This window comes from Bradyrhizobium sp. 521_C7_N1_3, from assembly GCF_052075975.1.
Classification (GTDB): domain Bacteria; phylum Pseudomonadota; class Alphaproteobacteria; order Rhizobiales; family Xanthobacteraceae; genus Bradyrhizobium; species Bradyrhizobium japonicum.
The window spans coordinates 7,066,332-7,082,806 of sequence record NZ_CP197232.1 but is presented as its reverse complement, the minus strand read 5'-3'; the positions used below and the strand labels follow the sequence as shown (position 1 = coordinate 7,082,806).

The 16,475-nt window shown below is 65.1% G+C and carries 11 protein-coding genes; 10 read left to right on the top strand and 1 reads right to left on the bottom strand.

The window, feature by feature from the left end; translation table 11 throughout:
• Positions 1 to 25 precede the first annotated feature (25 nt).
• From msrB to AB7008_RS33500, 8 genes are all read left to right on the top strand, one after another.
• Positions 26 to 538 (top strand): peptide-methionine (R)-S-oxide reductase MsrB, encoded by a 513-nt coding sequence (msrB, locus tag AB7008_RS33535; RefSeq protein ID WP_028148532.1) that lies wholly within the window; start codon positions 26 to 28, stop codon positions 536 to 538.
• 290 nt (positions 539 to 828) lie between these two features.
• On the top strand, positions 829 to 3,105 hold the full coding sequence (locus AB7008_RS33530) for a flagellar hook-basal body complex protein (protein WP_028158305.1): 2,277 nt from the start codon (positions 829 to 831) through the stop codon (positions 3,103 to 3,105).
• A gap of 34 nt (positions 3,106 to 3,139) precedes the next feature.
• Positions 3,140 to 5,023, top strand: coding sequence for a flagellar hook-associated protein FlgK (flgK, locus tag AB7008_RS33525; protein WP_441260170.1), 1,884 nt, complete (start codon positions 3,140 to 3,142; stop codon positions 5,021 to 5,023).
• A 20-nt stretch (positions 5,024 to 5,043) separates the two neighbouring features.
• Positions 5,044 to 6,918 (top strand): flagellar protein, encoded by a 1,875-nt coding sequence (locus AB7008_RS33520; RefSeq protein ID WP_028158307.1) that lies wholly within the window; start codon positions 5,044 to 5,046, stop codon positions 6,916 to 6,918.
• Between the two features lie 71 nt (positions 6,919 to 6,989).
• Entirely contained in the window at positions 6,990 to 7,772 is a 783-nt protein-coding gene (locus tag AB7008_RS33515) for a hypothetical protein (RefSeq protein ID WP_304490554.1), read from the top strand.
• Entirely contained in the window at positions 7,762 to 9,411 is a 1,650-nt protein-coding gene (locus tag AB7008_RS33510; protein WP_304490553.1) for a hypothetical protein, read from the top strand. The genes AB7008_RS33515 and AB7008_RS33510 overlap by 11 nt, the downstream gene beginning before the upstream one ends.
• A gap of 1 nt (position 9,412) precedes the next feature.
• Entirely contained in the window at positions 9,413 to 10,666 is a 1,254-nt protein-coding gene (locus AB7008_RS33505) for an ATP-grasp domain-containing protein (protein ID WP_441260169.1), read from the top strand.
• Positions 10,663 to 12,162, top strand: coding sequence for a pyridoxal phosphate-dependent decarboxylase family protein (locus AB7008_RS33500; protein ID WP_441260168.1), 1,500 nt, complete (start codon positions 10,663 to 10,665; stop codon positions 12,160 to 12,162). Before AB7008_RS33505 ends, AB7008_RS33500 begins: the two co-directional genes overlap by 4 nt.
• Positions 12,163 to 12,241: 79 nt before the next feature.
• Here the strand turns inward: AB7008_RS33500 and flbT are convergent, their stop codons facing one another.
• Positions 12,242 to 12,667: a flagellar biosynthesis repressor FlbT gene (flbT, locus tag AB7008_RS33495; RefSeq protein ID WP_014493988.1), complete on the bottom strand. Its 426-nt coding sequence runs from the start codon at positions 12,665 to 12,667 to the stop codon at positions 12,242 to 12,244.
• Positions 12,668 to 12,990: 323 nt separating this feature from the next.
• Here flbT and AB7008_RS33490 point away from each other — a divergent pair, with 323 nt between their 5' ends.
• Complete coding sequence (locus AB7008_RS33490) at positions 12,991 to 14,595, top strand: flagellin N-terminal helical domain-containing protein (protein ID WP_041954714.1); 1,605 nt, start codon at positions 12,991 to 12,993, stop codon at positions 14,593 to 14,595.
• Between the two features lie 243 nt (positions 14,596 to 14,838).
• The gene (locus AB7008_RS33485) at positions 14,839 to 16,446 is read left to right on the top strand and encodes a flagellin N-terminal helical domain-containing protein (RefSeq protein WP_028158313.1); all 1,608 of its coding nucleotides are present in this window, start codon (positions 14,839 to 14,841) and stop codon (positions 16,444 to 16,446) included.
• The last annotated feature ends 29 nt before the right edge of the window (positions 16,447 to 16,475 follow it).

The window sequence follows — 16,475 nt, the reverse complement described above, 5'->3', positions numbered from 1 at the left end:
GGACTCCCCGCGCACGGAGAATGAGATGTTTGATCGCCGCATCCTGCTGACGACTGTTGCCGGCCTGTTCGGCCTTTCGGCCTTCCGCTGGCTGAGAGGAACGCCTGCCGAGGCCGGAGAGAAGGCCACGCAAAAATTCGAGATCGAGAAGACGGACGCCGAGTGGCGCGCTCAACTCACACCGCAGCAATATGAAATCCTCCGCAAGGAGGGCACCGAAAGGCCGGGCTCCAGCCCGCTGCTCAAGGAGCACCGCAAGGGCATCTTCGCCTGCGCCGGCTGCGACCTGCCGTTGTTCTCGTCCGAGACCAAGTTCGAGAGCGGCACGGGTTGGCCGAGCTTCTACCAGCCGATCGAAGGCAATGTCGGCAAGACCGAGGACCGCACCTTCGGCATGGTGCGCACCGAAGTGCATTGCCGGCGCTGCGGCGGCCATCTCGGCCACGTCTTCGACGACGGTCCGAAGCCGACCGGATTGCGCTATTGCATCGACGGTTTCGGGCTGGTCTTCCACCCGGCCGCCGCGTCGGCCACGTAGCTTTTCTCCTCGTCATTCCGGGGCGGTCCGCAGGACCGAACTCTGGTGCGCAATTGCGCACCTGAGAATCTCGAGGTTCCGGATTCGATGCTGACGCATCGCTCCGGAACGGCAATCGCCCCGGCAATTGTTGCCGGCCCGGCAATTGTGCCCCGGTCATCGGACCCGGGCTTTCCCATTCAAGTCATTGATTTCCCGAGAATACCCGCATTGGCATAGCCCTTGCGACTGTCTCTTCCGACTGCGGCCATGGTCGACCGGCCGCCGAGATCGGATCTGGAGACAAAGTTATGGGTATCTTCGATGCAATGAACACCTCGGTGGGTGGCCTGCAGGCGCAGTCCTACGCGCTGCAGAACATTTCCGGCAACATCGCGAACTCATCCACCACCGGTTACAAGGGCATCGGCACCAGCTTCGTCGATCTCATTCCCGATGCCTCGGTGCCGAGCAAGCAGGTCGCGGGCGGCGTGACGGCCAACGCCAAGGCCACCATCACCACGCAGGGTACGATCTCATCCTCCTCCGTCGCGACCAACATGGCGATCACCGGCGACGGCTTCTTCTCGATCCAGAAGGCGACTAGCGTCGTCGACAACTTGCCGCAGTTCAGCGGCGTCACCTACTACACCCGCCGCGGCGACTTCCAGCTCAATTCGAACGGGAATCTCGTCAATGGCGCCGGCTACTACCTGATGGGCGTCACGGTCGACCCCAAGACCGGCAACCCGACCGGCAATGTGGCGTCCGTCCTGAAATTCCAGAACAACTTCATCCCGGCACAGGCGACAACCTCGATCCAGTACGCCGCGAACCTGCCGAGCGTGCCGAACACGGCGGCGAGCTCGACCGCGGCGAGCGGCACGCTGCTGGCGGCCGGCGGCCTGAACCCGTCCGATTTCGCCGCCAACCCGCTGATCGTCGGCACGCCGCCGCCGCCCTATTCGAATGCGACGGTCTCCGGCGCGGCGGCCACCGGCAATCTGCGCTCGGCCTATACGGCGACGACCGCGACTGGCTCGGTCGCACTGCAGGACAACGCTTCGGCGGCGGCAACTGGCAGCACGTCTCTCGATGCCGGCTTGGCCACGCATCTCAACACCAGCCTTCTCACCAACCTGGCCGGCAAGTCGTTGACGGTCAACAACCAGACAATCAACTTCGACAACACCGTCTCGGGCGTCTCGACGGTCGCAGGCCCCCCGGCCGTCACCACGATTGGTCTGAAGTCGCCCACCAGCGCACTGATGTCGGATGTCCTCAACGCGATCGCGTCTGGAGCCGGCGTCCCCACCACCAGCGTGACGCTGACCGCCAGCGGCAACATCCAGATCACGAGCAGCACCACGGCCGACGTGACGATCGGCGGCACTGCGGCAGGATTGCTCGGCGTCAGCAGCGTGACGCGCGGCGGTAACGTGCTGTCCACCCCCGCGATTACGAGTGGTACACAGCTCGGCGGCACCGCGACGCCCGGCGGGCCGGAAGTGCTCTCGACGCCCTTCCAGGTCGGCAACACGATCCAGGTCAATGGCACGGGAGCCGCCAATACGATCACCTTCGTGGCCTCCGGTGCTGTTGCTCCGAACCAGATCAACATCACTGACGACATCGCGACCTTGCTCCAGAGGATCGACACGCTCAGTGGTGCGAGCGGTTCTTCGATCAGCAACGGCGTGATCACCCTGAATACCGGTATCGCCAATCCCACCTTGACGGTGACCAGCAACAACTCCAGCGCCTTCGCCGCACTCGGCTTCACGGCGTCCGTTTCCAAGAACCGCGGCGGTGGCGGCACGGCGGGCACCGGCGGCGTGATCGGCAACGACATCGCCACGTTCACCAAGGAATCGATCAGCGGCGGTGCGGTCACCGCCTACAACGCCGCGGGCACGCCGGTGAACCTGCAGCTGCGTTGGGCCAAGACCGACAGCGCCTCGCTGGGTACCGGCCATTCCGACACCTGGAATCTGTTCTACCAGACCGATCCGAATGCAACCGGCACGACGGTCGGCTGGGTCAACACCGGGCAGGCCTTCACCTTCGCCGCCGACGGCTCGCTGACCTCGCCGAGCGGATCGGGCATCACCATCAACAATGTCAGCGTCAGCGGCCAGTCGCTCGGCTCGGTCGCCTTCAACATGTCCTCGGGCGGGCTGACGCAATATGCCAGCACCAGCGGCGCTGTGACGATCAACACCATCACGCAGAACGGCTACGCCGCCGGTCAGCTCCGCTCGGTTGCCGTCAACAACAGCGGCCTCGTGGTCGGCACCTTCTCCAACGGCCAGAACCTCAACCTCGCACAGGTCTCGCTGTCGCACTTCAACGGCACCAATTACCTCAAGGCCCTCGACGGCGGCGCCTACGCGGCGACCGAACAGTCGGGCACAGCGATCGACGGCGCGTCGGGCAGCATCAGCGGCTCGTCGCTGGAAGGCTCGAACACCGACATCGCTGACGAATTCACCAAGCTGATCGTGACCCAGCAGGCCTATTCGGCCAACACCAAGGTGATCACGACGGCGAATTCGATGGTGCAGGATCTCTTGAACGTGTTGCGCTGATCGGCGCGTGACGTAACCAAAGGCGGCCAGTGATATGGGTTTGAGTTCAGCCCTCGCCAGTGCGATGAGCGGTCTGCGTGCCAACCAGGCCGCGCTCTCGATCGTCTCCTCGAACGTTGCAAATTCGCAGACGCCGGGTTACGTCGTCCAGAGGCCGAACCAGATCGAGGTCTCCACCGGCGATTTCGGCTCGACGGCGATGACGACCGGCGTCAGCCGGGAGCTCGACACCTTTGTGCAGAACCAGCTGCGCACCGAGACCGGCGGCAGCGGTTACGCCGACCAGATGGCCAACATCCTGAAGCAGCTTCAGAGTGTCTATGGCACGCCCGGCAACAGCGGCACGCTCGAAACCGCGCTGAACAATTTCACCACGGCGTTGCAGGCGCTGTCGACCAGCGCGGGCTCGTCGTCGGCGCAGACGGTTGCCCTCGGCGCGGCGCAGGCCCTGGCCCAGCAGCTCAACGTGACCACCAAGGGCATCCAGTCGCTGCGCTCCAATGTTGAGCAGGATCTCGGCACGTCGGCACAGCAGGCCAACGCGGCGATGCAGAAGGTCGCCGACATCAACACCAAGCTCCAGGGCTTGTCGGCAAACGACCCGTCCGCCGCGACGCTGATGGACCAGCGCGACCAGGCCATCAACACGCTGTCGAAATATGTCGACGTTCGCGTCACCACCGACGGTTCGAATCAGGCCAACATCTACACCACCACCGGTATCCAGCTGGTCGGCGCCGGGCTCGCCTCGCAATTCACCTTTGCCTCTGCCGGCGCGCTGTCGGCGACCTCGCTCTACAACAGCGATCCCGCCAAGTCCGGCGTCGGTGCGCTCAACATCAAGCTGCCGAACGGCTCGCAGCTCGACGTCGTCGCCAACAACGTGGTCTCCTCCGGCCAGATCGCGGCCGACCTGAAGCTGCGCGACCAGACGCTGGTGCAGGCGCAGGACCAGATCGACCAGCTCGCCGCGACGATGTCGAGCGCGCTGTCGGACAAGACCACGGCCGGCAGCACGGTCTCGGGCCCGCCGGCCGGATTCGATCTCGACCTTGCCGGTGCGCAGCCGGGCAATACGGTCAACATCACCTACAAGGACACGGCGACCAACACCCAGCGCCAGATCACGCTCGTCAACGTGACCGACCCGGCGGCGCTGCCGCTCCAGAACGCCACCAATGCCAACCCGATGCGGGTGGGCGTCAATTTCTCCGGCGGCATGAGTGCGATCGCCGCTGCACTCAACACCGCGCTCTCAGGCTCGCACCTGACGTTCTCCGCCGCGCCGTCGCCGGCGACGGCCACGACGCTGCGGGTGACCGATGACAATACCGGCCTTGCCCAGGTCAATTCGGCCTCGACCACCAAGACGATCTCGTCGCTGACTTCGGGCAGCCCGCAGCTGGCGGTGTTCACCGACGGCGGGCAGGCGCTCTACACCGGTGCGATCACCGCCTCGGGCTCGCAGATAACCGGCCTTGCCGGGCGCATCGCCGTGAACACGCAGCTGGTCAGCGATCCCACGCGGCTGTCCGTCTACAACACCTCGCCGGTGACGCCCGCCGGCGATACCACGCGCTCGGATTATCTCTATTCGCAGCTCACCAATGCGGTGTTTTCCTATTCACCGACGACCGGCCTCGGCTCGGCGAACCAGCCCTTCACCGGCAGCGTCTCGAACTACCTGCAGCAGTTCCTGAGCATCCAGGCCAACGCATCGACCCAGGCGACCCAGCTCCAGCAGGGCCAGAGCGTCGTGGTCTCGACGCTCCAGGCGAAGTTCGACTCGACCTCCAGCGTCAATCTGGACTCGGAGATGTCGAACCTGATCCAGCTCCAGAATGCCTATGCCGCTAACGCCCACGTGATGTCGGTGGTGCAGAGCATGATGAATACGTTGATCCAGGCTCAAGTGTAACCAGTACAGGGTTCTGAAAGATGTCGATCAGCAGCATCAACTACTCTTCGTCGGTCCTCGGCGCGCAGATCCGCAACATCAATCAGCAGCTCACCGACCTGTCGACGCAGCTCGCGACCGGCAAGCTGTCGCAGAACTATTCCGGGATGGGCACCAACGAGGGCTTTGCGATCGCCGGGCGCTCGCAGCTCTCCAACATCGCCGCCTATACCGACACGATCACGAACGTGAACGTGAACATCAACCTCGCCAATACCGCGCTCCAGTCGCTCACGACGATCCGCAACACGGTGCAGACCGGTTCCGCGAGCACCGCGCAGGATCTCAACGTCAACGGACAGACCGTCGCGCAGAACACGGCCGCATCGCAGTTCGGCTCGATGGTCGGCGTTCTCAACACGCAGTCCGGCAACCGCTATCTGTTCTCCGGGACGGCGTTCAACACGCAGTCGGTTGCCAATGCCGGCGACATCATCAACGGCACGACCACGCAGGCGGGCTTCAAGACCGTCATGGCGGAACGCCAGGCCGCCGACCTCGGTGCCAACGGCATGGGACGGCTGGTGCAGACGCAGCCGACGGCGAGCTCGGTCAAGGTGTCGGAAGACGTCGCGGGATCGCCGTTCGGGCTGAAGATCAAGGCCGTGTCCTCGACGCTGACCGGCGCGACCGTGACCGGTCCGAGCGGCTCGCCGGTGTCGTTCTCGGTCGATCTGAACGGCGTCAACCCGAACGACGGCGACAAGCTGAGCGTTCAGTTCACCTTGCCGGACGGCTCAACCGAGCAGATCGACCTGACCGCGTCCACGGCCACGCCGACGCCGATCGGCAGCTTCGCGATTGACGCGACAACTCCCGGCAACACGGCCGCGAACCTCAATACGGCATTGAACACCGCGATCACGAAGCTCGCCAACACCTCGCTTGTCGCGGCATCCGCGATCACGGCCGGCGACAATTTCTTCAACACCGCAAGCTCCGCCATCGGTGCGCCCGTCAACAACCAGGCGGCCCCGCCGGCGCCGATCAGCGGAGCAACGGCGCTGTCCGGCGCGAGCCCCTCGAATTCGATCTCGCCGGGCTTCGCCGCCGGTGACACCATCACCGTGAACGGCACCACGCTGACCTTTGTCAATTCGGGCGCAACCGGCAACCAGCTCAATGTCGGCGACAGCATCCAGACGCTGATGAGCAAGATCGACCAGATCACGGGCACGTCGAAGCCTTCGACCGTGCATGGCGGCTCGATCACGATCAACACGGACGACGCGGCGAGCCTCAACATCACGACCTCGAACACGGGCGCACTCAACGCGCTCGGTTTCGGCTCGACGCCAGTCACCGCGACGCAGCCGCCATTGCGCGTCGGTTCTTCACCGGCGAGTTCGGCGACGACGCTGGTCAACGGCTCGGCCAATACCGTGAAATGGTACACCGGCAATGACGGGCCCGGCTCGCCGCGCTCCACGGCGATGGCGCGGGTCGATGATTCAGTCACGGTGCAATATGGCGCGCAGGCCAACGAGGACGCGATCCGCCAGCAATTGCAGGCGATCGCCGTGTTCGGGACGTTCTCGACCTCGCCGACCAGCCAGTATGCGGGCGGGCAGGTCTCCGCGCTGAGCCTGCGGGTGACGCAGTCGCTGACGAAGCAGCCCGGCCAGCAGCACCTCGAGGACATCCAGACGGACCTCGCGATGGCCCAGAACACGATGAAGGACGCCAGCACGCGCCAGACCCAGGCCAAGGCGCAGCTCCAGTCCATCATCGACCAGGCGGAATCGGCCTCGCCGGACCAGGTGGCGAGCGAGATCCTGTCGCTCCAGAACGCGCTTCAGGCGTCCTACCAGGTCACCTCGAACCTCGCGCAGCTCTCGCTCGTCAAGTTCCTGTAACGGCGCATTAAGACGCCGTTAACCATGCCTCTTTACCTTTTGGTGAGGAGTTGAGCGGGCGGGGGCCGTCGATGTCGGACAAGATGCAGCTGGTGGTGGCCACGCCGTGCTTCGGCGGGCAGGTCTCGAGCATTTATGCGAGCTCGATCTTCGCGCTCCAGCGCGCCGTGCACGGCATGTCCAATCTCGAGCTCAAGGTGCTCTTGCGCGACGGCGATGCGCTGATCACGCGCGCGCGGGCCAATCTGGCCGCGATGTTCCTCGACGATCCAAAGGCGACCCATTTCCTGTTCATCGACGCCGACATCGGCTTCAAGCCCGAACAGGTGTTCCGGCTGATCGAATGCGGCGCGGATGTCGTCGCCGGCTGCTATCCGATCAAGCGGGTCAACTGGGACAAGGCGAGGCGGGCGATCGAGTCCGGCCGCGCGGATGTGCCGGCGGCCGCGCTCGATTATGTGCTCGAGATCGAGGATCCCGACCGCATCGTGGTGGTCAACGGTTTTACCCGCGTGCGCTACGCCGGCACCGGCTTCCTGATGATCCGCCGCCACGTGCTGGAGGCGATGTGCCGCCATCCCAACTATGCCGGCCTGCAATTCTTCCGCGAGCATTCGCACGACACGCTGGCGGCAAGCCAGAACCGCTTCGCGCTGTTCGAATGCATGATCGATCCGGCGACCGGGACGTATCTCTCCGAGGACTTCGCCTTCTGCAAGCGCTGGACCGACATCGGCGGCGAGATCTGGGCCGACATCGAGAGCTCGCTGGATCACGTCGGGCCGTCGGTGTTCCACGGCGAGATCGCCTCGCAATTCGCAGCCGCGCCCGCGGCAGCTGCCGATGCGGCGTGAGCCTTCCGGGATGAGCGCCGGCGCATCCGGTCTGTCAGTCCCCGAGCGCACATTCGACGGCGGCTCGCGCTACCGCCTGCGCGATCTCTTCACGCCGCTGGACACGCTTCTCGTCTCCGGCGGAGATCCGCGGCTGGCGCTCGACGCTGGGGATCGCGTCAACGCCTATGGCTGTGCGGCCTCGCCGGAACCGGAGATCTGGAATTTCGCCTCCTCGACGGCATCGACGATCTCCCAATTCGCCTATGACCGCGCCGCGCGGGCGCGCGAAGAGCTGATGCACAGGTGCCTGTTCGACGAGGTCGAGATCGCCTTCGATGCGCGCTGCGAGGGCATGCGCGAGGAGTTGCGCGGCCATCTCCAGCTCTCGCCGCGCGTCGACGTCGTGTTCTCGCCGTCTGGCACCGATTCCCAGCTTCACGCCCTGTTCCTGGCGCGTGCGGTGCTCGGCGCCCCGCCAGTGACGATCGTGGTAGGCGCCGACCAGACCGGTAGCGGCACGGCCCATACCGCGCGCGGTCACCACTTCAGCTCCATGACGGCGAGCGGCGTTGCCGTGCGTAAGGATGGCGCGGTTGCCGGGCTCGCCGGCGCCAGTGTGCCGTTGCCGCTGCTTCGGACCGGGCCGGGGATCGCGATGCGCGCCGACGCCGATGCCGCGGTGCTGGAGGCGATCGAAGCGACGATCGCGCAAGGTGCGCCCGTGCTGCTTCAGATCATGGATTCCTCGAAGCTCGGCTGGCGCGCACCGAGCGTGGCCTGTCTCGACGAGATCGCGCGGCGCTGGCCGCGCAAGGTTCAGGTCGTCGTCGACGCCTGTCAGGCGCGGCTCGGCCGCCGCCGGCTGCGCTCCTATCTCGACCGCGGCTACATGGTGCTGATCACCGGCTCGAAATTCTTCGGCGGCCCTGCCTTCAGCGGCGCGTTGCTGGCGCCGAAAGGGTTTTCGCGGTCGCTCGACCGCATTGAGGGGATCGCGCCGGGCTTCTTCGACTATGCCGGTCGCTGCGATTGGCCGAAGGCCTGGACGGCGTTGCGCTCACGCTTCGAGCGCCGGCCGAATTTCGGACAATGGCTGCGCTGGGAGGCGGCGCTCGCGGAGATCGGCAGCTACTACGCCGTGCCCGGAGCTTTCCGCGTCAGGGTGCTGGCCGAGCTTGCCGCCGGCATCGACAGCATGATCGCGCTGTCGCCGTCGCTTCAACCCGTTCCAACGGCGACCGAGATGACTGCCGGGGACGACGAGGAGTTCGCGCACGCCACGATCTTTCCGTTCATGCTGCTGCGCGACGGCAAGCCGGTCTCGATGGCCGAGACCGGCGCCGTCCATCGGGCGCTGCGGCGTGACCTGAACGACGAGATCAGCGGCAGCTCGGCGGACCGGGAGGTCGCCGTTCAGCGCAGCCTGATCGGTCAGCCGGTCCGGCTGGAGCGGTCGGGCGATGCGCCGCAGGCCGTGCTGCGCCTCTGCGTCGGCGCCCGGCTCGTGACCGAGGCCTGGTCGCCGGATATGGCGCAAGCGCAACGCAATGTGCAGCACCTGCTCGATCGTATCGCCCATGTCCTGGTGAAGATCGAGCTGCTGCTTGACCGCGGCGCAGCCGCAACCGCGCCGGAAAAGTCCGCGTTCGAGGTATGAGATGCAGCATCCAGTTTCCGCGCCGATCGGCGTGACCGTGCCGAACTATGCCGACCGCATCGGCTTTGCGCAGCTGACGCGCCAGGCCTTCGAAGGTGTCGATCTGCAGCCATTGCGCGATCAGCTCGTCACGCGGATCACGGAAGGAGCCGCGCACGCGGGCGAAGGCCTTGACCTATCGCTGATCGTCCAGCTACTCGGCGACAAGGCGGCGGGGCTGGCGATCCAGTCGGAGGTGCTGACCTTCCATCAATTGTTTCGCACGCCCGCTGCGGCTCCAAGGCCCGGCTTGCGCGTGCTTGCGCTAGCGGCCGACATCGACATGGGCGGCAACACGCCGATCGAATTCCTGCTCGAAGGCTCCGATTTCGAGCTGCTGACGCTCTACGTGACCAAGGATGTCGGCTTGCCTGAAACGTTGCCCGATCACGACGTTGCCATCGTGGTCGCATCCGATTCCGAGGAATGCCGGGAAACGCTGGCCTTGATCGAAAAGGCCGCACCGCACTGGCCGCGTCCGCTGCTCAATCGCCCCGATCTCATCGGCAGCCTCGATCGCGACAAGCTGTATCGGCTGCTGGCGGGCATCCCCGGTCTCGAGATTCCATCGACCATCCACGCGACGCGCGCGCAATTGACGGATCTCGCGCAGGGCCGGATCGCTTGCGAGGACATCGCCGGCGAATTGCGCTTTCCGATGATCGCGCGGCCGCGCGGCACGCATGCCGGTGTCGGGCTCGCGAAACTCGACGATGCGCCGGCGCTCGCGGCCTATCTCGCCGAGCGCGAGGAACAGGATTTCTTCGTCGCGCGCTTCGTCGATTATGCGAGCCCCGACGGACTCTACCGCAAATATCGTCTCGCGATGGTCGACGGCAAGCCCTACGCCTGCCACATGGCAATCGCCGATCGCTGGGACATCTGGTATCTCAACGCCTACATGGCATTCAGCGAGGAGAAGCGGGCTGAAGAGGCCGTCTTCATGCTGGACTTCGACCACGCCTTCGCCGTGCGCCACAAGACCGCACTCGACGAGATGAGCCGGCGAGTCGGTCTCGATTATTTCATCGTCGATTGCGCCGAGAACCAGGACCGCGAGCTGCTGGTCTTCGAAGCCGACAACACCGCCGTCGTGCACAACATGGATTCGCCGGTCGTGTTTCCGTACAAGCCGCCGCAGATGCGCAAGATCTTTGCCGCGTTCACGGCGATGCTGTCGCGGCACGCAAGAGAAGGCAAGGCAAGCGCAGCATGAACGAGATCATCCGCAACGCGCAAGGCTCCGTCGCGCAGGCTTCGCTCGATCCGCAGGACTGGAGCGGATTTCGCACGCTCGCCCATCGCATGCTGGACGAGGCGATCGACGGCATCGCCAATGTCCGCGCGCGGCCGGTATGGCAGCCGATTCCCGACGGCATCCGCGCGGCATTGAACGCCGACGTGCCGCGCGAGGCGAGCGACCTTGCCGATGTCTATCGCGAATTCGCCGAGCATGTCGCGCCCTATGCGACCGGCAACGTCCATCCCGGGTTCATGGGCTGGGTGCATGGCGGCGGCACCGCGGTCGGCATGCTCGCGGAGATGCTCGCAGCCGGCCTCAATGCCAATCTCGGCGGACGCGATCACATGCCGATCGAAGTCGAGCGCCAGATCGTCGCGTGGATGCGGCGCCTGTTTGATTTCCCGGAGAGTGCGAGCGGCATCTTCGTCACGGGCACGTCGATGGCCAATTTGATGGCGGTGCTGGTGGCGCGCACGAGCGCGCTCGGTACGCCGGCGCGGCAGCACGGCGTCGGCAATGACGGCGCGCTGCTCACGGCCTACACGTCGCAGGCGGCGCATGGCTGTGTCTCCAGGGCGATGGACATTGCCGGGCTCGGCACCGATGCGCTGCGCAAGATCGATGTCGATGCCGATCATCGCATCGACGTCGATGCGCTGCGCGCGCAGATCGCTGTCGACCGCGAGGTCGGCTTCAAGCCGTTTCTCGTCGTCGCATCCGCCGGCACGGTCGATATCGGTGCGATCGACGACCTCAAGGCCATCGCTGAACTGTGCCGCGAGGAGAGAATCTGGTTTCACGTCGATGGCGCCTTCGGGGCGCTCGCGATCTTCTCGCCCGAGCTCGCGCCCATGCTCGGCGGCATCGAGCTCGCCGATTCCATTGCGCTCGACTTCCATAAATGGGGGCAGGTGCCCTACGACGCCGGCTTCCTGCTGGTGCGCGACGGCGAGCTGCACCGGCAGGCCTTTGCGCAGCCGGCGGCCTATCTGCGCCGCGAGGCGAGGGGGCTTGCGGCGGGCGCGGTCTGGCCCTGCGATCTCGGACCCGACCTGTCGCGCGGCTTCCGCGCGCTGAAGACCTGGTTCACGCTGAAGACGTTCGGCACCGACCGGCTGGGCGCGGTGATCGCGCGAAGCTGCGCGCTGGCGAAATATCTGGAGACGCGCGTGCTGGCCGAGCCGCGGCTGGAATTGCTGGCGCCGGTGAACCTCAACGTCGTCTGCTTCCGCTACCGCGCCGACGATGCGGTCAATCGCGAGATCGTCGCCGATGTCCAGGAGTCCGGCGTTGCGGCGCCCTCGAGCACGACGCTGGACGGCAGGTTCGCGATCCGCGCTGCCATCGTCAATCACCGTACCGACGAGACGGACATCGACGCGCTTGTGGCTGCGGTGCTGGAGTTCGGCGCGCGGCGGACCGGCGACGGTCTGATCGAGGTCGAGGCGCCGCCGCTGGCGGCGCAGTGACCAGGAACGCAGGCGAAACGACAACGGCCCCGGAGATGATCCGGGGCCGTTGTCATTTGGGTAGGCTGATGCGCGCCGATCAGGCGGCCGAGCTGACGTTGCCCTTGGGATGCGTCGCTTGGTACTGGTCCCGCAGCTTCTCTTCATAGGCGATCAGCTTGCGGGCATCCTTCAGCGCGCGGTAGAGATCGCCGCTCATGATGTTGTTGTTGATGCTTTCGATGATCGGCCAGGCGCTCGGCACCGCAGTGATGATGTCGCGCACCAGGTTGAAATAGGTGCCGTGCTGGCTCTGCGGATCCGGCGAGATGTACATGAGCTGGACCGCGAGATAGACGAGCTTGGCCGGCGTGTCGGCGGTCTCCGGCGTGAGGATGTCGCGCTCGCGCAGGATCGGCACGTTCTCGCCGTCGATCAGGAGGCGGGCGCGCTGGTCGGTGTTGGTGATCACCGAATTGCCGACGATGATGCGTTCGTGCGGTTTGAGCTCAACCTTGAGAGCCATGCCTGTTCTCCATCAACCCTTTTACAACGATCCGTCGCGGCGTTCGTGCGATGAGGGCGATCGTTCGTGATTTGGGGCCGATCCTTGCGCAACATGGTTAACAGGTCGTAAACGACGGCGGCGGGGACGGAAAATGCAACAATTTCAAGGCCGATATTGGCATGTCCAGCCGTCTGCCGCGGCCTCGAAGCGCGCTTTCAGCGTCGCGGCGGAAAAAGTGCGGGTTTCATTTCACGGATTGTTAGAGGCTTGGACGCACGGTCCGGCGGTCGTCTGATCAATTTTGGTCAGATAGGACGCGTAGCTACCAGAAAGGTAACAGTATGTCCGTCGTTCTCTCCGCATCGGTTCGCCAGAACCTGCTCTCCCTCCAGGCCACCGCCGACCTCCTCGCCACCACCCAGTCCCGTCTGTCGACTGGCAAGAAGGTGAACTCGGCTCTCGACAACCCCACCAACTTCTTCACCGCCCAGGGCCTCGACAACCGCGCCAGCGACATCGGCAATCTGCTCGATGGCATCGGCAACGGCGTGCAGGTGCTCCAGGCTGCCAACACCGGCATCACCTCGCTGCAGAAGCTGGTGGACAGCGCCAAGTCGATCGCCAACCAGGTGCTGCAGAGCCCGACGGGCTACTCCACCAAGTCGACCGTGACTTCGACCGCCATCACCGGCGCGACCGCCAACAACCTGCTGGGTACCGGTTACACCAACAACACGGTCGCCGGCACTGCCGTGCTGAACGACAACACCGGCACCGCGGCCAACATCACGGCCTCCACCCAGCTGGTCGGTACCGCCGGTGCGACTTCCGACAACCTCAGCACCGCCATCACCAACGGCTCGGTCCTGACGGTCAACGGCAAGACCATCACGTTCTCGACCGCGCAGACTACCTCGACCACGGACACCGCCGGCAACGTCACCATCGGCATCGGCACGGGCAGCACCTTGACGGTGCAGAGCGTGCTGACTGCGATCGACGGCATCACCGGCACCGGCACCGCCTCGACCGTCGCGGCTGGTAAGCTCACGCTGAGCACCGGCACGACCTCGGATCTCACAATCGCGGGTTCGGGCAACGTGCTCGCCGCGCTCGGTCTCTCCGCCGGCACCACCGCCCGCGTCCCGCCCGCCATCTCGGGCCAGACGCTGACGATCGCAGCCACCGGCGGCGGCACGCCCACCAGCATCACCTTCGGCACCGGCACCGGCCAGATCTCGACGCTGAACGGGCTCAACTCGGCGCTGGCGGCCAACAACCTGCAGGCCTCGATCGACTCGACCGGCGTGATCTCCATCACGACCACGAACGACGCGGCCTCCTCGACGATCGGCACGCTCGGCGGCTCGGCCTTTACTGCCACCGGTCCGTTCCACAGCGCTGCCATCGGGGCTCCGGTTGCCGATCCGACCTCGCAGAGCCAGCGTGCAGGCCTGGTCGCGCAGTACAACAACGTGCTCGCGCAGATCAACACGACCGCGCAGGATGCCTCCTTCAACGGCGTCAACCTGCTCAACGGCGACACGCTGAAGCTGACGTTCAACGAAACCGGCAAGTCGACGCTGAGCATCACCGGTGTGACCTTCGACACCGCGGGTCTCAACATCTCGTCCCTCACCTCGGGCACCGACTTCCTGGACAACGCTTCGGCCAACAAGGTCCTGACCTCGCTCAATGCCGCCAGCAGCACGCTGCGTTCGGAAGCATCGACGCTGGGTTCGAACCTGTCGGTCGTGCAGATCCGCCAGGACTTCAACAAGAACCTGATCAACGTCCTGCAGACCGGTTCGTCCAATCTGACGCTGGCCGACACCAACGAGGAAGCGGCCAACAGCCAGGCGCTGTCGACCCGCCAGTCGATCGCGGTCTCGGCGCTGTCGCTGGCCAACCAGTCGCAGCAGAGCGTGTTGCAGCTCCTGCGCTGATACGCGGCGAAAACGTCAAACAAGGCATCACGGCGGGGCTTTTGCCCCGCCGTTTTTTTGCGCGTGATGCCGCGTGAGCCGGGTTTCAGGGAACCCTGACCGGTTAATACCTTGTTAACCCTGTGGCTTAAGCCGCCATTAACCTTAATTTAAAGGAGTGCGCCTAGAACTAGACAAAAGCCCATTCGCCAGACCGGCGGGCTCCGATTCGTACGCGTCGCGCTCCAAGAGGAAGATCTGCCAATGTCCAACATCGTTCTCTCGGCATCAGTCCGCCAGAACCTGTTGTCGCTGCAGTCGACAGCCGACCTGCTCGCTACCACGCAGGAACGTCTTGCAACCGGCAAGAAGGTCAACACGGCGCTGGACAACCCGACCAACTTCTTCACCGCACAGGGGCTCGACAATCGCGCCAGCGACATCAGCAATCTCCTGGATGGCATCAGCAACGGCGTGCAGGTGCTGCAGGCCGCGAACACCGGCATCACCTCGCTGCAAAAGCTGGTCGACAGCGCCAAATCGATCGCCAGCCAGGTGCTGCAGAGCCCGACGGGGTACTCGCCCAAATCCAACGTGACGGCGGCCGCGGTCCCCGGTGCGACCGCCAACAACCTGCTGGGCACGGCATACACCAACAACACGGTCACCGGCACCGTCGTCAACAATGACGATACGAGCGGCGCGGCGCCGATCACGGGCGCGACCAAGCTGGTCGGTACCGCCGGTGCGGGTTCGGACGATCTCGGTACGACGATCACCAACGGTTCGGTCCTGACTGTCGACGGCAAGACGATCACCTTCTCGACCGCGCAAACCACCTCGACCACCGACTCCTTCGGCAACGTCACGATCGGCATCGGCGCCGGCAGCACACTCACGGTGCAGTCGGTACTGAGCGCGATCGATGGCATCACGGGTACGGGCACGGCCTCGACCGTTTCCGGCGGCAAGCTCGTGCTCAGCACCGGCACGAGCCAGGATCTGGCGATCTCCGGCTCGGGCAACGTGCTCACGGCGCTCGGCCTCACTGCCGGCACCACCGCTCGCGTTCCGCCTCCGCTCAGCGGCAAGACGTTGACGATCGGTGCGACCGGCGGCGGCACCGCCACCAGCATCACCTTCGGCGCCGGCGTCGGGCAGGTTTCCACGCTCAATCAGCTCAACGCGGCGCTGGCGGCGAACAACCTGCAGGCGACGATCGACACGACCGGTCATCTCAACATCGTGACCTCCAACGACTCGGCGTCCTCGACGATCGGCGCAATCGGCGGCACGGCCGCGGCGAGCGGCCAGCCCTTCTATGGCCTGATCGCGCAGGCGCCCACCGTCGACCCCGACTCGCAAGCCACGCGCGCCAATCTGGTCGGGCAGTACAACAACGTGCTCGCGCAAATCAACACCACGGCGCAGGACTCTTCCTACAACGGCGTGAATCTGCTGAACGGCGATACGCTCAAGCTCGTGTTCAACGAAACCGGGCGTTCGACGCTGAACATTCAGGGCGTCACCTTCAACGACGCCGGCCTCAACCTTGCTGCCTTGACCTCGGGCGTTGATTTCCTGGACTCGAAATCGGCGAACGCCATTCTGACTTCGCTCAACTCGGCCAGCACCACGCTGCGCGCCGAGGCGTCGACGCTCGGTTCGAACCTGTCGATCGTGCAGATCCGTCAGGACTTCAGCAAGAACCTGATCAACGTGCTGCAGACCGGCTCATCGAGCCTGACGCTTGCGGACACCAACGAGGAAGCGGCCAATAGCCAGGCGCTCTCGACGCGCCAGTCGATCGCAGTCTCCGCGCTGTCGCTCGCCAACCAGTCGCAGCAGAGCGTGCTTCAGCTCCTCCGCTAAGCGCGACGCTGACGTACACGATGAGTCGT